Consider the following 19,080-nt stretch of genomic DNA (forward strand, 5'->3'; position numbering starts at 1 on the left):
TTTGTATTTCTATATAATAATCGGGTTGCTTATGATATTAAAATTGAATTATTATAATTATGTTTCAAAAGAATCGGACAATCTAATTTTTAAAATAAATATGGTGAAAGTAGAGGTTTATTTCAATTACCTAATAGTTTCTTCCTAAGAACTGTTTCTATATGCTATACTGACTCCTAATTACTTATAGAAGGAATGATAAAAATGAAGGTTTTGTTATCCATTATTTTGTTTAGTTCTCCTTCAATTAAGTATCTTTCTTTATATTATCTTTACTATTGATTCTTATATTTAATATAATAAATATAACGATATAAATAATACCATGGAGGTTTATAACATGAAAAACATAATGGAACGCCTCAACAATCCATTTATTAAATATCCACTAACTGTGATTTCAGCTATAGCTATAATAAAAACAGGTTATGATTTAGGTTCCTTTATTATAAAGTTAAAATATTTTTAAATCGTAAAAAGGCAATTGATTTTTTTTACAAAAGGTCAATTGCCTTAAATAATATAGAAAAAGCACTGCTAAAATCTTCAGCAATGCTTTCCCATTAAACGTACTATGATAATGAACGTCTAATTTTTCTACTCATGAGTTCTGTATACTCACATATATTTATTTTAGATTTAAGATACGTTCTATTTCCTTCACACTCAACTTACTTGCTTTTGCAATAGTTTCAAGTGGTACACCAATTTCATGCATTCCTCGGATCATCTGCATCTTTCCTTGCTCAATCCCTTTTTCCATGCCCTCTTGTTCTGCATGCGCTAACTTAGCTTGTTCATCTAAAAGCAATTTCTCTCGAGCTTCGTACGCTGTTCTAAAAGAAGAATCATGGCTCATATTTTCCCATTTATTTATTGCCTTTTGTAAAATTGGATCTTGATTCATCGCAATCTCCTCCAATGTTTGAGTTAAATGTTCATCTTCATGTGCTGGTAATAATAACATCCAACGAACAAATGTATTTTCCCACGGGTTAACTTTTTCTTCACGCCATTGTTTTACCAATTTCGGTATCTCTACAAAATGGATTTCAATGTCGTCACTTAGGAGTTGCTGCATTTTAGTATTCCATAATTGTCCAATGGTATGAAATGCATCATCCTGAGAAAATAAAATAAAGTCTAGTAAGTTAATGGTAATAGTTTTCCGAAGTGAACGATATGGCATTCCTTCTTGCATTTGGGATGTATAAAGTTTACTCCAGTAATATAAAGATCGTTTTACCATATCATGTGTATTTCGAAGCTGAATTTCAATATTCACTTGCGTTCCATTATCTAGCGTTGCTAATAGGTCTAAAATCGATAACTTATCATCTTCATAAGATTTATGGAGATGTGGATCATCTAATTGTAACGAAGTAATAGGTGCATCTAAAGATTCCTCTAAAATTGCATTTAGGAAACCAGTTAAAATTTCCTCATTACCTTTTGTTCCAAATAACTGTTTAAAAGCAAAATCAATGCGTAAATTCACTAATTTAGTGGACATGGATTTCCTCTCCCTGTCTATATCATATCTTATTACTATTGTACATAAAAAAAGGTAGCACATGCAAACAGGCTCTTATGTTATCAGGGTGTCTAAACTTATAAAAACTTGTGATTCCAATAAAAAGCGGTTGCAAATAACTTCGTTTTGTGCCAAAACCTTTATTATTCGTCTATTCCTTGATCACATTATTATCAAACTAAAACCTACTTTTCTAATTCAAAATAAGTATATTTAACCAACTTATCTCTTAACCTGTTTGTCCAATAATTGTTTAATTCTGATTTAGATTTGCCTCTTGTAATTCCTCTAAATTATTATCTCTAGACATCTCTCGCATCCCACACTCAAAATAAGAGCCTCGTTACAAATCATTTTGTAGTAAGGCTCTTTAAAATTCTTTAATTTTTAAATGTGTTTGTAGACAAAATTCAGTAATAAAGTTATTTAAATCTAGTTCAAATAAAGAACCTGTTAGTTTAAGTATAATTCTTCACCAATTATTAAGATTATTCTTCCTCGCCTAGAAAATTAAAATTACCATCAATAAGATCCTGTAAATACTCATCAAAACTGTTTGCAATCACTTCATATTCATCAGGGTCGTGTAAAAAACGAATTATTTGACCACATACCCCTTCTTCAGAAGGATTAAAATCAATATACAGCTTTGATGTTCCACCGTTGTTCATACAATCTGAAAAGTGAATATACGTGCCAGGGAGAAGTCCTTCTGGATTTATCTTAGGGTCAACAGCATCCTCGTCATCTTGGTATTCTAAAAGATAGGAGACGTCTTCTTCTTCTTTTGAACTTTCGAGCATCTGCTGTGTAGAAAGCAAATAATATGGATACTCTTCAACATCTGAACCTAAAATACATACCGAGACTTCGTTTTCTCCATATTTCCGCCAATATGTACCATCGATATTTTCAAGTAAAGAAATTAATGATTCTGGACAATTTGGATATTTGGTCCTTAATATATCAATATCCTCTTTTGTAGCACCGTATGCTTTATTTAGTGCTTCGAGATCAGCTGTTGATAAGGCTTCTTTCAAACCGTTTAAAAATTTGTTTACCAAATCCATAATATTGTCCTCCCAATAATGAAATATAAAATTTTTCAGTCTATATATCTATCATAAATGAGATTTTACCTTTAACGTTTTTCACATCTAATTTAATTAGTACCATTACGCTCTAGCTCTTCACGATTAAAGTATTGTTCTAGTAGCTCTTTACCTGTTTTGATTGTTGTATAGTACTCGCCACCATACAGTTTCCCTTCTGATGGATTATGAAAATCTTCGTATTTCTTGAAGTCTTCATTTTCTTCAAATGATTTCTTTGCAACTTCCATGTCTTCTGCTTCTATTTTAGCAAACAATCTACCTATATCGAATACACCGTCTTCATCAATACTCTCTTCTACTAAGTAGTGCGCTTCTTCCTCTATAGGAGTTAGCTTCTTCTTTGTAACAGAATATAAATGTTTCGTTTCCTCTTCCTCTACCATAATAAAGAACCAACCCACTCTTACTACTGTACATGGTGCTAATCCTAGTAATGTATAGGCAACTACCTTTTGGCCTTTCACATATTTCCCCATTTTTTCTACCCCTTGTAGTTTATTTTAAACCGTAACCGTAGTCTCTCAGACATCTATCTGCTCTCAGTAATGCATCTCTAGCTGCTTCCTTTTCTGCAGATGTTAATCTATTGTCAATCACGTTCCAATACACCTTACCGTATTTCTCTATCAATTCTACATGAGTCCTGTCAACAAATGCTTCATGACGTTGCAAGACGTCTCTATTGTTTTCTCTGTACCCCATATACTTATACCACGCAGATACTCCTATGTCTTCTCCTGTGCCGCTTACTTTCGTGAAACCTGCTTTTGCATTACCTATGAAAAACGGCATATTTTATCACCTCTTTTATTTCACTACATTTTTTACATATTCTGTTTAAATATCAAAATATTTATTAACGTGGTGATACATATCTATAACCATATAAGACAGTAATTCCCTTAACTACAATTGTATTTTCTTCTATACTTTTCACTATCGCTTTTCCTGTTAAACGGTTCATATATCGAATATAAATAGCAAATTCTATAGGTTCCTTCATTTGTTTTGCTTCTTAAAAATAATGTAATTCTTCTTCACTGACACTTAACTCTAACTCCCAATCTGCAAAGTTAGTTTTATTTATAGATAGTGCCTCAGATCCAGACAATCTTAATTCATATTTTAAGTCTTTAACAAAGACACGGTCTATGTCATGCGAGTTCCTTTTTCTTCTCATTTTGATCATCCTTTTCGTTCCTATTAATAATTTTTTCTACTTATATTAAGCTAATTATTATCTATGAAAATATTGGAATATCCCCATTTTTATCATACAGGATAAAGAACGATTACACCAATTATCACCATGTGTTTCTAAAGTTTTTTGAAATGGTGTTATTACTTTTAGCAGGTTTATTATTCGCGTACAAAAGTGTACATGTAAAGTGATAATACAGTTATTTAATTTAGATATAAAAAATATAAGAGCCTTGCTACATTGTATTGTAGTAAAGCTCTTTAAAGTTGTTTAATTCTTATTGAACTAACGGTGCAGGATAGTTTAATAAGGAATGCTATAATTTATTAAAAGGAAATTGTTATTAAAGTACATGTTTTATAAAAAGAGCGAAAAGATTTTCAAGGAGGCTATTATGAAGTACTTTGAAGAAGCTAAAAACATTTGGAAAAACCAAGTTCCAAAGAATGGTCAATCAGACACTATCGAAGGCGAACTCATAAGAGCAGTAGAAAAGCTTCGATATGAAGCACAAAACAATGGGAATCGTAATTGGGATGAGGGCCTAGAGCGTTTTTGCGAATACATTTGGGATATTTTAAATGACAGTAAAACCTTCGAAAGCCATTCTTTAGAAGAAATTAAATTTGATATTAAAACATTACTCGATTATGAAAATCCTTATCTTGAAGACGATTTATATGATAGAATTACTGACCGAGTTGTTGAATGGAGTATTGCTCATAATGGTCCAATTAGAAGAGAAAAAGATCCAAAACAGTATAGGTAAGTTATTGAACTAACGGGTGCTTTAATTGAACAAGAGTTAAACAACTTTATTATTGATTTTTGAGTGCAGACACATTTAAATGGATAGAAATTAAACAACTTTATTATCTCTTAACAGTACCATGATATTTATTTTTCCATTATTGAAACAGAGTAAGATAGTAGCTAGTTCATCTTAAAGCGAGTTTTTTAATTCAAATTACAAAAAGCTATCATCATTAAACATGATGATAGCTCTTATATTAATCAAAACTTATATCTTCTTTATTCTTTTCTTAATCCCCACCAACTAACACTAGTTGTAGTTGTTCATAAATTTCCTGTGTATCCGGTGTAGTTTCTGCTTGTTTACGTTCACGCTTCACTGCAGAATCATTTTTAACTAGTGATTCTTCTTTAGTTTCTGCGACCATTTCTATGTGCTCCAGTACAGCTACACGCTCTAAGCCTTCCATTTCATCTAAATCTTCTACATCATCTGCATCGTCAATTATTTCTGGTTCTTCTGTTTGTATAATTTCCTTCTGTTCTTTTTTCAATTCAATTACTGGTTGCTCTTGTACTATGTTCTCTTTTTCAATATTAACTTCAGCAGCTTCAATTACCTCTAAAGGTTTGTTTTTAGTATTTGCTATTTTATTTGCTTTTGCTATAGCAATTTTCACTTTCATCGCTCTTAAAGAAGAGGATATATGATTTAGTATTCTGCCTAATCCATAGAAACGAATTGCCTCAACTATAACACCCATTACAATTCCAAAAATCCATGAATTAGAAAAGTATCCAACTAAACCAAATGTTATAACTCCTGGTAAATATAAGCTAGCATAGGCTATTAAATTAGGTAAAGCTTTTTCTACTGTTAATTTAAAGCTATATTTAAGTATTAAATATATGGCGCTCAACCCTACTATTAAACCAGCCAGACTTAATAATAAATTTTTAAAAGTTTCACCTATCATTACAATTTCCTCCCTTAATGTTTTAATTTTAATTTTTTTATTAAATTCCTCTTTACTTTTTACATTTTTTCAAAAATCAAACAAATTCATCGCTAATTGTCCTTCTGCAATTTTCCGTTTCAAATATATACAACTACTTTCATACTTTCTTTTTAGAAATATCTATATAAACGGCATAAGCCTAATTGTTTTTAAACACAAAAAACCCTTTCGGGTATATGAATTTTTGCAAGCAAGGCTGCTTTACAAAGTCATTTCCCCGAAAGGGTTGTAGTATTTATGGATTATAAAAAGAAAAAAGAAAGTCTTACATACATTATATAAATTACTACCATCATATTCAATTTATTTTTAACAGAATATTCAGATCTTTGTTTGTATTTATGTTTTATTTTTTGTTATAATATGGATATATTTTAAAGGGTTAAGCTATAGCTCCTTATTACTATTGATATGATTTCATAGTATATTATCATCTGTTTTGAGTATTATATATTTTAAAATATTGATTGAATTGTGCTATAGTTCCTTATTAACTTCTGATATATATGTAGACTAATTGTTTGCTATAGTTCCTTATCACTTCTTGATATTATATGAAATGTAACCATTGAAGACCTCTAAAATAACATTATTTAGAGGTCTCCATTTATGGATAAAAGCACTAACTTTATATACTTAAAATATAACATGTGTAACTTTTGAGTAAGTTTGATAATTCGCCTTTAACTATTAGTTCTATTTTAGGAGTGGATTCTATGGAAGGAAAAACATTGATAAAGTATATTTTTTACTTTTTTTCTTATTTACTTGTTTACATACCCTCACTTCCAGTTATAGTTGTTCTTGGTATGGCTGGCGCTTCTCCTGATGTAGAACATACTATACTAGAATGGATAATCACGATTTTTGAGTTAACTGTTACAATTTTAGGTGCTTGGTTTTTTAATTTTATTTTCAAAAACATAATGGGAATTAAGAAAAACACAAAATTCACTTGGACTATCTGTATGCTTCATTTAATTCTTATTCCTTTGACATGGAGACTTCTTCTTTATTATTAGGTTATCAAACTTTTTTATGAATAAAACTATATTTCAAATCCCGATTATTTAATCGTGTACTTGCATACTAAAAAAATGAATACCTTTGTTTGTCCTAAACAAATATTCTTCATAACAGCATGCATAATAACCTCCTGGATCTAATTTAATCCAATAAACCTCATCTGGTTCTTGTTTGAATACATTTAATAACTGCTGTATTATAAATTCCTTGGGCGTCAATCCATTTAAATCATATCCGTACGGTATTTTCCCAAACCAAGAAGACTCTCCATTGGGATATTGACAAATTAGGAATTCTTTTTTCCATTCTTTCAAGTGGATGAGTTCTAATATGTCATTACTAGTAGCGTATGTCGCCTTATTGGCAAGTTCAAAAATATTGTCCTTTTTATTTTCTGACATAATACTAAGCTCATAATAATTACTTACGTATTCGTCTGCATTTATATCTGCAAAATCGCTTAAGATTTTATTAATTGTATTCATTTTTTACTCCTTTTAAACGTTACTTTAAAATAAAGCTTTTTCAAAAATCTCTTACCAAATCAGATTCTATGACTTTCAAAAGGAATCAATTTTAAAAAAAAGATTAGTTAAAACCAACTCTTTCCTTAGGATTGCGTGAACAGTTTTTATAAAAAATTTTGTTCATTTTCTGTTTATGTTCCTAGGAAATATAAACTTTTGGTTGATTCATTCTAAAAAGATATTTCATACTATACGACTTTCATTTGAAAATATAGCATTTATAACTAACATAACCATCTATCGTTTAAGAGTTAGATGGTTATGTTAGTTATTAAAAAATTAATACAAACTTTCATTTTCTTTAAAAAGCAGCAAAACCATTTATGCACTTTGTATCGAAAAAACAAAATTATCAATAGAACCTATTACATATTATTTTTGATATACAATTATTTTATAAGTTCATTGATGTTACTACTGTTTTGAATTTTCTCTGACGTTAGCCAGAGTGAATACATTGTTCTATCTTTGTTGGATACAAATATATCAAATTTCTCGTTATGTAGTTCTTCTTTAAGAATCGTGATCACCTTTGTCAGATCCTTTATTACATCGGGATCATTTTTATACTCCATAGAACTGTCATTAAAAACTATCGTAGCTTCATATTTTGGACATTTCCCTTCCGTCGGATGTGCACAAGTAATATCTTTAATTACAAAGCGGTCATTTTGAATTTCTTTTAATCTTTCAACGACTTTTGTTTGTGTTTCAATTAAATATGTCCAATAACCGCTTACTGTGTCTTTCATTGTTAGTAGAAGTTCTTCTTTCGTTATACCCTTTTGCACATTTTCGAAAGGAAGACCAATCGATTTACCATTATGATCCTCAATTTCAAGTTCTGTTATCTTTCTATTACTCTTTTGAATGAGTTGGAATAATGTATGTAAACGATCTAATTCTATAGTTTCAAATTGACTATAATCGATTTCCTTACTCATTTTTAAGGTTAATAACAACTCATCTGTTGGTTTTTCTGCTGCATTGTTATAATCTACTATATATTGAAGAACATTTTTATTTTCAGATTCCTCGTAACCTAACTTTTTCATTTCTTCAAGAATGGGTTTGAATTTCTTATATTCCTCGTATGTGTTTTTCCCATATTCGTATTCATCACCTTGTATTGTGGAATAGAAGATGCCATTTACCTCTACTCGAAATTGAATATTTTTATTATCCTTTTCCTGAACAGTATGGTACGTATGTCCCATATTTCCTTCATGTATCCCGCCCCAATCTGTTACAACAACATCGAAACCATGTTTTTCTTTTATATATTTTTTCACCTGATCTTCATTTTCATAATTGCACCCGCTCAAACATAAGAAACATAACACTAATAACCATACATTTTTCATTCTTTTCATATAACTCCTCATATCCCTTCCTTACATAAGAAAAGTTCTCTGGTTGAATACTGTAAAAATATTAAAAGGTAAAGTAATCTTTTGAATAACGTACTTCATTCGTTCAATTATTTTTTCGCTAGCGTCAAGGTAGGTTACTCCATAATCTCAGCGAAAAAATCACAAAAAAACATTGAATTGCTGAGGAATTCAATCCTTAACATAAAATCAGATTTGCATCATAAATGTACATCCTCATTTACCAGGTATTTTCCTTTATTAAGTCTTTGTTTTATAAATAATTCTGCAATAATTACATTTGGTATCCATGCTAACCAAGCAATAACAGTGTAACTAACTTCAAACTGCTCTAATCCAAATAGCAATACAAACAAAGGTAGCCAAATTCTTAATGTAACTGCCGCAAAGGTTAAAAAATAATTTCTAATCATCCAATTTCGATGGTCTTGAATTTTCTTATTCTTAACTCTATTTAATGCTTGATATGCTGATGTTAGCCAAAATACGGATAACAAATCGAAACCAAGCTTTGTTACCAATCCTCCCATAGCTTAAAAGGATAAGTACAATCCTGAAACGCCGCCTAATAATATACCAATCATATAGATTTTCCCAAATATTTGATGACGGTTGATATTCTTTCCTCTAAATTTTGTGGATAATGTAAACGGACCATTTACTAATGCTACTATACTAGTTGTAATATGTATAAATAACATTATATACCAAAAAACAATTAATTTAGATACAAACATAAGCTTCATTTTAACAAGTCCTGTTTGGAATCCATTCATAATAAAATATTGGCCCACAACATAACTAGCTACTAAAATAGCTAAAAAAAATGAATATAAACCAAATTTTACTGCCCCCTTGTTACATTTAGGGACATTTGATTATACATTACTGTTCATTTTAGGAAGGAATAGTAATGCCTTATTTAATTATCTAATCAACACATTATTTTTTCATTAAAACAACTCTAATTGAAGTCTATAAAAAATGAAATTAGATATATTGCAAACAAAAATTGAGTTGTGAATATCAATTCATCGTTAAAACAACAAAAAACTGCTTCAGCACATTTACCTGAAGCAGCTCTTGTTATCTCAAAAATGGTAATGGTGCTTGCTGAATTCCGTTTTGAGTTGAAATATAAAAAGATTTTGCGAATCCCTCATTGTGAATACATTCGTCTATTACGAGCATTATAGGAATCTTACGTAAGTCTAACATTAGCTCCTTTCTAACATGTTCTGCTAAAGCAAGATTTGATATAGATAAAATAAAAATACCTGGTAAACTCTTCGTATTTTCGAAGTTCAATAAATTATTTGGTCCATTTTGAATTTGATCTTCCCAAATTTTCAATCGCGATTTTAAGTGCTGTGCATATCGCTGCCCCTGTTGCACCCTTTCAAATATGAAGTTTTGATTTCCAATTGGCGTTTTAATTTCTCCAACAGCAATTGGATTATATCCCCTACCAGTACCTTGTAGCTTCGGATACCAGCACCAATTTTTTAATAACTGTTGGCCTACTGCAAACTCATATTTTATCTGATTCATAGTGACAAATCTCTGTACACCCGCCACCCCAAGTTTTAACCACTGCTCTGGCTTTAAAGAATAGTTTGTATTACGGTTATGATAAGCCCACATCATCAAATGACCTGCAGTATTTAGTGTAATTGGAGCAGAGGTTTTAGGTTGATCCGGAAATAGCCCCGATTTTATCTCCCATCTACTAACAAATCCATACAGTACTAGCTTTTTCAGCGATTCGGAAACCTGAGACCTACTAATTTTAGACTCCACAAAATTTTTAATTTGAGCTTCAGTAATTGCTAATGAATCCCAAATAAGCTTTAGTATTAAATTGTCTTTTTCATTTATAAAACCTGAATTAATTCTGTCATAAATACTACGTAAGTCTGTGAGTGGTTTGAATTTATCTGGAAGAATTGGTCCCCCCTGTAAAGAGGGGTCATCCCAAAGTGATAAAGATTGGTCCCTATTAAGCCAATATTGAACCGCCTTTCCATTCTCTTGTACGGAAACCTGCGGCGCACTCATTAGTTATATAAAAACGCCGTTGGGTCGTTAACTTTTTTGCGTCCAAAAGGAAACTTGAAGATAACCCCCGACCCTCTCTCTTTTTCTACATCCACATTCACAATTCTCATACTTACTACTTCATCCAATACTGGCTGTTCGATTGTTTTAGGGACAATTCCTTTAATTGTGCAGCCTTGGTCCAATTCAACAAAAACTCCAAAACGCGGGTCAACATTTACAACTCGCCCTACAATTGTGTCCCCTTCAGCTAATTCAGATAATAACTGATAAGGATTTTCCACTGCCGCTTTCCTAGAAACGTGAATTAGTCGTTGCTCCGGATTAAATTGTAGAACCTTAACTGGGATGCGTTCACCAATAGGCGCATAGCGATCCACAGCGTTTTTATATACTCTTCCATAGTTTAGTTTATGTAATTTCATGAAGCATTCCGCACCATTAATGCGTAAAAATATAGTAGGAACCTGAGCATTCATGTTATACCCAGTTACCTCTGCTTCGTAGGTTGGTTCTTGCAATTTTTCATCCTGCTCCAATTCTATTAATTCACGAATTAAAGCGTCTGCCGATCTCCTACTTGCTTCTTTTACTGATACCTGAACTTTATTTACATCCAGTTCATCAGACATTTGAGTAATTACTACATTAAAAATATTACCTGTGAATTGTGTAATACTTCTAAAAGAATAATCAGAGAAGTCTTCTTTTTTACAAATACCTATAATCTTACCGTTTTCAAGGGCAAACTCAGCGTATTCAGTATCTGGATCTTCTTTATCATGTCTTTTAACCGTTCTCAATACTGCTTGAATTGGCTCTTTATATCTACGTAGTGCCTGTAGCTTTTCATAAGTTTTTGAATCCATAAAAATATCTCCTCTCCCTCGCTCAATATTTATAAAATTCAAAAATAATACTTCTACTTGAATTATTGATACTTTTAACTGAGAAACTAAGTGTTTTAGAAATATTTTCTAAAATTTTTAAAACTAGCTCTGATCCTTATCTTATTTATAAAAGTTAATGTTAAAATAGTTGTATATTTAATCAATTAAATTTTCATCAAAAACTAATTCTATATAAACTATTTTTTTATTTTCAATTTTGATTGCGAGGGGAAAAAGGATGCGTAAACTATTTAATGAAAAAAGGATATTAGAAAAAGAAACCGAGGAAGGTTCGCTTTATTTCATATTACCTACAGAGGCATTTCAGAAATACGTAGGACTTTGGGGGTATCTAATACGACCTGGAGAATTTCATAAACCTGTGAAGTGGGTAAATACATATAAAATGCACTCTTTGGATTCCTACGTATTACTAAATGAATTTAACCCTAACGAATACGAATACATGATTTTTGAAGAGTTTGGTTTAGCAAAAAAGCTAAATCAAATATTGGCTTCTCATGGAATAAATATAAACAATAGCTTTGAGGAATTTTTAAATATAACAGAAATACCAGCAGCAGCTATAGAAGAAGTAAGAGATTGTTTAATTAAAAATGAGTGTATGAACGTTTATCCAGAGGATTTCCCTATTGTAGATGGGTATGAATATGTATTTGCAGGAGAAAAGAAAAAATTCATTGTTGAAACTGAAGATCATTATGATGATGTTACTTTGTATGATCAAACCCATTACTTTTCCGATCATTACATTGTGGAATCATACAAAAAAACAATTAACGGGCAACATACATACTTATACAAAACACATTACGATGAATGGTATCAACTTTATTCTTTAGATACAAGTGATAAGTGCTGGGTTTTTAAAGAAGTCTTTGAAGATGAATTGGATAACCTACCACTCTCCTCATATGAAAAAATGATAACTGAAAAAAGAGAGATTCCACAAGAAGAAATAAATTATCAATTAAATTTAAAGAAATTACATGACCCTAATACTGAATGTGATTTTTATTACTCTGACAAGATGTTTGCTTTAGGCTTCTTAAATAATGGGGGAAGAATTAATGTAGTAAACATTGATGGAGAATTAAAGCGGTATAGCGAGATGGTTTTTAAAGGGGAACAGCCATTCTCAAAATGGGACGATTTAGTATATGTAGGTACAGCAGCGCAAAAGGAAATACAAGAAGATATTCTAACAGAGCAAGAAATGATGCAATTTGCTGTTTATATGAGAGAAAAAAAGGGTAAGTCTTCATTACATTAATTTCTTACGGGGGTCCCGCCACATCGCTATCAAGCTAAAGATTTATTACAACCCCCAGAACGAAATTTTTAGACTGTCCTGTAATAAAAAAGTTGGCTGTCTGTGTGTAACTTCTCAATGATTTATAAAACCCACCTACGAAACCGCCTTCTATTGTAGAGTTTTTCCTGTATATTGGAAAATTAAATTTGGAATGTACCTAATTTAACCATTTAGTATATACTAGTATCTAGAAAATAAAGGGAAATAAAAAAGTTTGTTTTTAATTATAGCTCTGGATATTTCTCAGTGTGTATTAGTATATTGAGTTTATAAAGGACTAATTAAATTGTAGATTGGGAGAAGATTAAATTGAAAGTGTTTAATAAACAAGTGCTTCGTTTTATTTTAGTGGGATGCACAAATACCCTGAATTATTACATATTCTATCTTTTATTAAGTCAATTAATAGGGTTAAATTACTTATCAGCACATATTATTGCTACTGTAATAGGCATAATAGGTTCTTTTTTTCTGAATACGTACTTTACTTACAAAACAAAACCAACTTTAAAGAAATTTTTACAATTCCCATTAACATATGCTGTTAATATTGCAGTTACAACTATCGGCATTTATATTTTAGTTGACTTAGTAGGTTTAAATGAAATAATTTCTCCTTTCCTAGCATCACTGACTGCGATACCTTTTACATATTTATTATCGAAAAAAATATTAGTTACGAAAATTGCATAGGAAGCAACATTTTATACCTAATGAAACTTGTAATGGATGAAATGGCTGCATAATTGGAGTGAAATAATAGTGAAGGCTGGTCTCTTAGAAACCAGCTTTTAAAATACTAACTAAAAATGTGTTTTTAAGGGTCAATCAAAATAAACAATACAAATACCCTCTAAAATGAAAAAATGCGCTATTCTTTCTGTAGAATCCTAGGAAAGGATGGCGTATTTTTGTAACGGTGACATAAAGTTTGGTAAATTAATATAGATAAACTTAATAAATTTTCATCTATCAACTATACCGAAGTCATATTCGCTATAATCAATAGTTAGAGAAAAATTTATACTTGTTTCTGTTGTTAGGTTTCCTTAGCGTGACAAAATTCACATTAGTTTATGCTGGAATTTGTTTAATAGTAAATGTTCTCCAAATAGTTCTTCAATGTGTTGCTTGAATTGTTCGATATGTATATTTTCCTCTCCCTTTATAATCTCATTCCCGCAAAAATTATAATTCTATGACTCTATCGCATACTTGTGCTACATATGGATCATGCGTGACAATAACAATTGTCTTTCCCTCTTTATTTAGATTTTTTAAAATTTGTATGATTTCATTTCTATTGTTATCATCTAAAGAGCCTGTTGGTTCATCGGCCAATATTAACTCGCAAGGCTTTAGAAGTATCCTTGCTATGGCAACCCTTTGTTGTTCACCACCTGAAAGCTCGTGTATTTTTTGCTGTAATGATACGCTCAGTCCAACTTTTTCTAAGGCGGCTGCTTTTAATTCTTTCTTTTCCGTCTTTGTTTTTTTTGCATAAATCAAGGGAATTTCTAAATTTTTATTTACAGTATCATTGTCGATGAGTGCATAATTTTGAAAGAGATACGACATTCTTGTCCTCAGAATCTTATTTGCTTTACTAGAACCCATATTAGGACTCTCTGCACCAAATAATTTAGCGACTCCGCTATCTGGGTTCTCTAGCATTCCTATAATATTTAGAATCGTTGTTTTACCAGATCCGCTTTTTCCAGTAATCGCAACCATTTCCCCTTCATAAATTTTTAAATTGAACTCATCTAAAACTGCATGATTTCCATAACTTTTACAAACATCTATTAGTTCACATATATATTGCATGCGTTTATATTAACCTCCCTTTATCACCGTTTTTTTATTTCTTCGTTCCATCGTGATTAATGCAATAATTGAGGCGGTAAATTCAATTAAAATAAGCATTGCCACCACTGTAAGTAATTTCAAATCAAACTCTTTCTTTACGATGAAGCAAATTGATAGTTGTACAATCCACATTAATACAAATTGCAACATGTATCCCTTATATGTTCTAAAAAAATCTACGCCAAATAAGCGATGTACCACTATTTTCTGCTGATTTTTATTGAAATACACAATAATATTCTGTGTTACCAAAAATAATATGCCTACAATTAGTCCACTAGTAACCGTTAATAGTATTTTCATTGTTTTTTGCAGATTATATATATCTTTTGAAATATATTGGTCAACTGTTACAAGATATCTTAAATTATCATCTAATCCTAATCTTTTAAGTTCTGGCTCTAGTGTCTTATACGTTAATCCTGCATCTCGCTTTATCAACTTAATTTTTAAAGGATCCTTCGCCCCTCCGCCTAATATAAGATCTCTTTCTCCAACAAAACTATTCTTCTCTGTCATTACTTCAATAATTTCATCTCTAATTTTGTTATTGTCAGATTTATATACATCTGGATTGAAACTAAAGATTTCCTGATTATTCTTTATCCAAATAATGTCTATTTTCCGATTGCGTAAATGATTCGGGACTTCTCTGTACATTCTTTTTTCTTCATATTCTATTGCTGGCTTTCTCCATTCTTCAAAAAAGCGAAGAATTTCTTTTTCCCTGTTCTGATATTTTTCAGGTACTAATAAAATCCAGTTTTCCGTATCTTCTGAAACTTGCACGCGCTGATTATGTATGTCATATAGCGGAAATTCGCGAAGGTAATTATTATTTACGGTAACTGACCAAATTCCTTTATAATCTTTATTTCTAGACAATTCTATTTCTTCATACTCCTTGGAATCAATTAATACCGCTCCCATTTTATTTAAAATAGGATACAAATCACCATTTATACTTGACTCCGTTTTATGCATCCCTTGTTGTTCTTCATCATTCCCTACAGAAAGCGGATAAAAGACACCATAATCTTTGTTTTTCTCCCAGTTTTTTAAATTCACTTGTTTTTCTTTCACTGTAATATATTGTTCTAAAATAGACGTCCCTAATAAAACAAATATAATAGAACAAGTAACTTTCAACAGCGTATTGAATACAAATATACCTTTTGTATCTTTTCTATTTTTAATCATTTGATTGACTTTAATTTTAGAAATATAAAAATATGAAACGAGAGATAATATTGTAATAATGAGATACGTTTTACATTGATCGAACATAATGGTGTAGATAAACCCTGAAGTTACATTTTTTACGAAAGCAGTTGCAAGTACGGAAATACCTATCGATAAAACAAACATACTAGCAATGGTTCTACCTATAACGATAAACCATAAACGCACATTCGATACGCCGTGCATTTTTATTACGCCAATCCTTTTCGCTTCGTTAAATACATAATAAATGAGAAAACATAGGAGCACAATAAACACCATATACTGAATATAGGATAAAGAATTAATTGGTGAATCGAGAGCTTCTTCGTTATTACTAAGATTCCGTTTAAAATCGTCAGCAACAATATACTGTTTCGGCTTAAAATGCTGATTTAACTTTTTAGAGAAAAGCTTTAAAAATACATCGTATGATTTATCATCTACTCCTTCTACAACATATCTTCCTGCCATAGGTAAATGTTCGTACGACGTTTGAAGCGGTTTAATTGTAATCACATGATTATCTCCAAAATCTTTTATTATTCCCTTTTGTTTTGTATCTTTCGTATGTACTGTCGATAAAAAAGCATTACCTTGGAATGTGTCTATTGGCTTTAACACATCCCCCCCACTTAACTGAAACTGTTTAAAATATATCGTTTCAGTTGTTAGTAACACATACTTCAAAATTTCTACCTGTTCATCTTCATGATACGCAACATTTGTACGAAAAATATTTGTATGTGACTCCTTTGCTGCCTCGAGTAATATAGGATAAATTTCACTAGGATTCGCAAAACCCAGTACATTTGGGATAACAAACTCTTTACCTATCCTCTGTTCTACCTTTTCCATTTTTTCAAATTCTTTATGATCCGTTTGTTGAAATGCAATAAAACCTGACAATATAGACGCTACAATAAGAAAAAACACAACTACTTTTTTCATAACACCCTCCCCTGTAATATTTTAGTATATTTCAATAAAAATGGAAACATCAGGGTGAATGTTGTCTATATGACTTTATTTTCAAACATTATTTTTCATTTCAAAATGGCGCACCGCCCCATGCCTATCAACTTAAGAAAAATAAATTTTCCAAAACGAAAAAAATAAGCTGACTCCTCAAAGTAACTACCTGTAGAGAAATAAAATTTTCGTTTAGGGGGTACTTCAAAACCTTAGCTTGATAGCGATGTGGTGAGACCCCTTACGTATCTAAAATTACTACTAAAAGCAAAAGAGCCCTCTCTATTCAAGAATAATAGAAAAGGCTCTTTTATTATTAAATTTTTAGCTTATGGCATCTGGTCTCGTAAATCTGCTAACGGGATAACCTTGTCAACGAGCCATAATTTCTTATTTCCATCATAAATTAAATTGATTTGCATTAATGACATGTTTTCTGATGATACACCATTGATAATCATTTTACTTTTAACTTTAGCAAGTACGTTTGCTTTGGTGGTATCGATGAAAGCATAGTACAATTCGCCATCAATGTACTCTGATTTAAAAGCTAACTTTTTCTTATCTTTTTCTTCTGCAGTACTTGAAGCAGGTGGGTTTGGTGCACCAGGAGGCGTCAATTCCTTCTTCGCATTTGGAGTTATATATGCTTCAACATTTGTAAGATATGATTCTCCTTTGCCAGTATCATATGTTCGGAATGCCTTCAAAAACCTCTCAGCTGCTTCCTTTACCTGTTGTTGATTATTACTCTTTAAAGCTAGTAATTCCTTCTCAGTATCCTTATATCGTGATTCTATTTTTAGTATTTTCTTAGACAACTTTTCCTTTTCATCTTTGATTTGGGCATTATCTGCGTTTATTTTAAAATTTAATCCTATGCTACCTATAAGCAATACGATTAATAAAATTATTGTTTTTTTCATTTCACCCCTCCTATCTTGCCACCCTACCATAACCTGCAAAATGCTGTTGCCAATACGGTGTATTTAAATCTGCATAACCTATTGGATCTCCTGCATGGAACATACGATTGTTACCAACATAAATTCCAATATGTGAAATGCCTGGTTTATACGTACCTTGGAAAAATATTAAATCCCCTGGTTGTGGATCATTGGTTCGCTGTGTCATTTTAAATTGTGTTTCTGCAGTACCAACTAAATTAATACCTGCTTGCCCATATACCCACTGAATGAGTCCACTACAATCAAATGATGATTGCGGTGTTCTTCCTCCCCAAACGTAAGGCCACCCCTGATATTTAATGGCTTCATCCATTACTTTTTTAAATAATTCATCTCCGCCGGCTACTGGTCCACCACCACTACCACCTTGATAATATTTTAGTACATGCGGGACATAGTCTGGATCACCATAGCACCAATTATTAGCTACTGCTTCAGCACTTCGCCACGAAGCACATTTATAACCAGTTTTCGCTGTCTGTTCTGCAGAAAACGCTCTTGCATTATCGTGAGAATATCCACCATTGGAAAGTGCATAGTTTGCATAACCAGTTCCATAGTTATAACACTGTAATGTAATATTTTGATCACCATTAGATTTTTTATGACAATCGGCGAAATGTATTAAACCATATTTAATACTTTCCTCAGGATCTGTAAAATATCCAGGACCATACCCTTGTGATTCGGAACTCTGCATCACATCCAACTGGGTTCCAGAACTTTCTTGCTGAATAAGAGCTAATATTAATGGGGTCATCGCTTCTATGCCGTGTTGAGCTGCATATTTCCTTACTAACGGCTCCCATCTCATTACTTCAGGACTAACACTTGCAGTACCTGGTGTAAAAGGGCCATCAATTCCCCCAGGACTGACTTCATCCTCACCCATTGTAGCAGTTAATAAAAATATCACTATACCTAAACCCGCAACAGCAGCCAGAATCACACCGGCTATTATTAATAATGGTTTTGCAACAGCAACCGTAGCTGCCTTTTGAGCTACTTTAACTGCTACTTTCTTCCCTACTAGTGCAACTGCTTTACCCGCTACTTTTGTACCTTTACCAGCCGCCTTCCCTAAAGAATGGCCTGCCTTTTTCAAGGCAGGCTTAGCATTCCCTAGTTCAGCTTCAGGATGATGTTCATTTTCAAAGTCGCGATTTGGTTCCGCACTCAATGTATAAACCCTCCCTCACA

General features: G+C 31.6%; 18 protein-coding genes and 2 pseudogenes. 5 read left to right on the forward strand and 15 right to left on the reverse strand.

Going from position 1 to position 19,080, the window contains the following annotated elements; genetic code table 11:
- Positions 1-340: 340 nt before the first annotated feature.
- Positions 341-469 carry a hypothetical protein gene (locus ABH961_RS22580; protein ID WP_255299632.1) on the forward strand — a complete coding sequence of 43 codons (129 nt, stop codon included), beginning with the start codon at positions 341-343 and terminating at the stop codon, positions 467-469.
- A gap of 159 nt (positions 470-628) precedes the next feature.
- Here ABH961_RS22580 and ABH961_RS22585 read toward each other — a convergent pair whose 3' ends face one another.
- From ABH961_RS22585 to ABH961_RS22605, 5 genes and pseudogenes are all read right to left on the reverse strand, one after another.
- Positions 629-1,513 carry an Rpn family recombination-promoting nuclease/putative transposase gene (locus ABH961_RS22585; protein WP_000104999.1) on the reverse strand — a complete coding sequence of 295 codons (885 nt, stop codon included), beginning with the start codon at positions 1,511-1,513 and terminating at the stop codon, positions 629-631.
- A 509-nt stretch (positions 1,514-2,022) separates the two neighbouring features.
- A complete protein-coding gene (locus ABH961_RS22590; RefSeq protein WP_098122714.1) occupies positions 2,023-2,604 on the reverse strand; it encodes an SMI1/KNR4 family protein in 582 nt (193 codons plus the stop codon).
- 92 nt (positions 2,605-2,696) lie between these two features.
- On the reverse strand, positions 2,697-3,125 hold the full coding sequence (locus tag ABH961_RS22595; protein ID WP_098122715.1) for a hypothetical protein: 429 nt from the start codon (positions 3,123-3,125) through the stop codon (positions 2,697-2,699).
- A gap of 19 nt (positions 3,126-3,144) precedes the next feature.
- Positions 3,145-3,441 (reverse strand): hypothetical protein, encoded by a 297-nt coding sequence (locus ABH961_RS22600; protein ID WP_098122716.1) that lies wholly within the window; start codon positions 3,439-3,441, stop codon positions 3,145-3,147.
- Positions 3,442-3,505: 64 nt separating this feature from the next.
- A pseudogene (locus ABH961_RS22605) lies at positions 3,506-3,838 on the reverse strand (transposase).
- A 406-nt stretch (positions 3,839-4,244) separates the two neighbouring features.
- On the opposite strand from ABH961_RS22605, the gene ABH961_RS22610 reads away from it, so the two are divergent.
- A complete protein-coding gene (locus tag ABH961_RS22610; RefSeq protein WP_098122717.1) occupies positions 4,245-4,619 on the forward strand; it encodes a hypothetical protein in 375 nt (124 codons plus the stop codon).
- Between the two features lie 274 nt (positions 4,620-4,893).
- On the opposite strand, the gene ABH961_RS22615 is transcribed toward ABH961_RS22610, so the two are convergent.
- Complete coding sequence (locus tag ABH961_RS22615) at positions 4,894-5,580, reverse strand: hypothetical protein (RefSeq protein WP_404520068.1); 687 nt, start codon at positions 5,578-5,580, stop codon at positions 4,894-4,896.
- A 758-nt stretch (positions 5,581-6,338) separates the two neighbouring features.
- Here ABH961_RS22615 and ABH961_RS22620 point away from each other — a divergent pair.
- On the forward strand, positions 6,339-6,644 hold the full coding sequence (locus ABH961_RS22620; RefSeq protein ID WP_098122719.1) for a hypothetical protein: 306 nt from the start codon (positions 6,339-6,341) through the stop codon (positions 6,642-6,644).
- 48 nt (positions 6,645-6,692) lie between these two features.
- On the opposite strand, the gene ABH961_RS22625 is transcribed toward ABH961_RS22620, so the two are convergent.
- The 5 genes and pseudogenes from ABH961_RS22625 to ABH961_RS22645 all read right to left on the reverse strand — a co-directional run bounded on the left by ABH961_RS22625 (position 6,693) and on the right by ABH961_RS22645 (position 11,493).
- Positions 6,693-7,133 (reverse strand): hypothetical protein, encoded by a 441-nt coding sequence (locus ABH961_RS22625; RefSeq protein WP_098122720.1) that lies wholly within the window; start codon positions 7,131-7,133, stop codon positions 6,693-6,695.
- 431 nt (positions 7,134-7,564) lie between these two features.
- Entirely contained in the window at positions 7,565-8,548 is a 984-nt protein-coding gene (locus ABH961_RS22630; protein WP_098831049.1) for a hypothetical protein, read from the reverse strand.
- 218 nt (positions 8,549-8,766) lie between these two features.
- Positions 8,767-9,409: pseudogene (locus ABH961_RS22635) on the reverse strand (DUF2306 domain-containing protein).
- A 243-nt stretch (positions 9,410-9,652) separates the two neighbouring features.
- Positions 9,653-10,624 carry a hypothetical protein gene (locus tag ABH961_RS22640; RefSeq protein ID WP_087967582.1) on the reverse strand — a complete coding sequence of 324 codons (972 nt, stop codon included), beginning with the start codon at positions 10,622-10,624 and terminating at the stop codon, positions 9,653-9,655.
- A complete protein-coding gene (locus tag ABH961_RS22645) occupies positions 10,624-11,493 on the reverse strand; it encodes an RNA-binding protein (protein ID WP_404520070.1) in 870 nt (289 codons plus the stop codon). Before ABH961_RS22645 ends, ABH961_RS22640 begins: the two co-directional genes overlap by 1 nt.
- Positions 11,494-11,752: 259 nt before the next feature.
- Between ABH961_RS22645 and ABH961_RS22650 the strand changes: the two genes are divergently transcribed.
- Both ABH961_RS22650 and ABH961_RS22655 read left to right on the forward strand, forming a co-directional pair.
- Positions 11,753-12,808 carry a hypothetical protein gene (locus ABH961_RS22650; RefSeq protein WP_404520072.1) on the forward strand — a complete coding sequence of 352 codons (1,056 nt, stop codon included), beginning with the start codon at positions 11,753-11,755 and terminating at the stop codon, positions 12,806-12,808.
- A gap of 351 nt (positions 12,809-13,159) precedes the next feature.
- Complete coding sequence (locus ABH961_RS22655; RefSeq protein ID WP_086397304.1) at positions 13,160-13,543, forward strand: GtrA family protein; 384 nt, start codon at positions 13,160-13,162, stop codon at positions 13,541-13,543.
- Positions 13,544-14,038: 495 nt separating this feature from the next.
- Here ABH961_RS22655 and ABH961_RS22660 read toward each other — a convergent pair whose 3' ends face one another.
- From ABH961_RS22660 to ABH961_RS22675, 4 genes are all read right to left on the reverse strand, one after another.
- Entirely contained in the window at positions 14,039-14,677 is a 639-nt protein-coding gene (locus ABH961_RS22660) for an ABC transporter ATP-binding protein (RefSeq protein WP_098058694.1), read from the reverse strand.
- A gap of 9 nt (positions 14,678-14,686) precedes the next feature.
- Positions 14,687-16,891: a bacteriocin-associated integral membrane family protein gene (locus tag ABH961_RS22665; protein ID WP_404520074.1), complete on the reverse strand. Its 2,205-nt coding sequence runs from the start codon at positions 16,889-16,891 to the stop codon at positions 14,687-14,689.
- A 350-nt stretch (positions 16,892-17,241) separates the two neighbouring features.
- A complete protein-coding gene (locus ABH961_RS22670; protein WP_404520076.1) occupies positions 17,242-17,838 on the reverse strand; it encodes a hypothetical protein in 597 nt (198 codons plus the stop codon).
- Between the two features lie 10 nt (positions 17,839-17,848).
- Positions 17,849-19,060 carry a bifunctional lytic transglycosylase/C40 family peptidase gene (locus ABH961_RS22675; RefSeq protein WP_404520078.1) on the reverse strand — a complete coding sequence of 404 codons (1,212 nt, stop codon included), beginning with the start codon at positions 19,058-19,060 and terminating at the stop codon, positions 17,849-17,851.
- Positions 19,061-19,080: the final 20 nt, after the last annotated feature.

The sequence above is a fragment of the Bacillus sp. RC251 genome (assembly GCF_044908765.1).
GTDB classification, from domain to species: Bacteria; Bacillota; Bacilli; order Bacillales; family Bacillaceae_G; genus Bacillus_A; species Bacillus_A wiedmannii.

Excerpts from the sequence above, each read along its gene's own strand:
- ABH961_RS22630 (WP_098831049.1), bottom strand. The coding sequence starts at position 8,548 with ATGAAAAGAATGAAAAATGTATGGTTATTAGTGTTATGTTTCTTATGT.
- ABH961_RS22600 (WP_098122716.1), bottom strand. The coding sequence starts at position 3,441 with ATGCCGTTTTTCATAGGTAATGCAAAAGCAGGTTTCACGAAAGTAAGC.
- ABH961_RS22670 (WP_404520076.1), bottom strand. The coding sequence starts at position 17,838 with ATGAAAAAAACAATAATTTTATTAATCGTATTGCTTATAGGTAGCATA.
- ABH961_RS22610 (WP_098122717.1), top strand. The coding sequence starts at position 4,245 with ATGAAGTACTTTGAAGAAGCTAAAAACATTTGGAAAAACCAAGTTCCA.
- ABH961_RS22645 (WP_404520070.1), bottom strand. The coding sequence starts at position 11,493 with ATGGATTCAAAAACTTATGAAAAGCTACAGGCACTACGTAGATATAAA.
- ABH961_RS22625 (WP_098122720.1), bottom strand. The coding sequence starts at position 7,133 with ATGAATACAATTAATAAAATCTTAAGCGATTTTGCAGATATAAATGCA.
- ABH961_RS22620 (WP_098122719.1), top strand. The coding sequence starts at position 6,339 with ATGGAAGGAAAAACATTGATAAAGTATATTTTTTACTTTTTTTCTTAT.
- ABH961_RS22665 (WP_404520074.1), bottom strand. The coding sequence starts at position 16,891 with ATGAAAAAAGTAGTTGTGTTTTTTCTTATTGTAGCGTCTATATTGTCA.
- ABH961_RS22660 (WP_098058694.1), bottom strand. The coding sequence starts at position 14,677 with ATGCAATATATATGTGAACTAATAGATGTTTGTAAAAGTTATGGAAAT.
- ABH961_RS22640 (WP_087967582.1), bottom strand. The coding sequence starts at position 10,624 with ATGAGTGCGCCGCAGGTTTCCGTACAAGAGAATGGAAAGGCGGTTCAA.
- ABH961_RS22650 (WP_404520072.1), top strand. The coding sequence starts at position 11,753 with ATGCGTAAACTATTTAATGAAAAAAGGATATTAGAAAAAGAAACCGAG.
- ABH961_RS22580 (WP_255299632.1), top strand. The coding sequence starts at position 341 with ATGAAAAACATAATGGAACGCCTCAACAATCCATTTATTAAATATCCA.
- ABH961_RS22615 (WP_404520068.1), bottom strand. The coding sequence starts at position 5,580 with ATGATAGGTGAAACTTTTAAAAATTTATTATTAAGTCTGGCTGGTTTA.
- ABH961_RS22585 (WP_000104999.1), bottom strand. The coding sequence starts at position 1,513 with ATGTCCACTAAATTAGTGAATTTACGCATTGATTTTGCTTTTAAACAG.
- ABH961_RS22590 (WP_098122714.1), bottom strand. The coding sequence starts at position 2,604 with ATGGATTTGGTAAACAAATTTTTAAACGGTTTGAAAGAAGCCTTATCA.
- ABH961_RS22595 (WP_098122715.1), bottom strand. The coding sequence starts at position 3,125 with ATGGGGAAATATGTGAAAGGCCAAAAGGTAGTTGCCTATACATTACTA.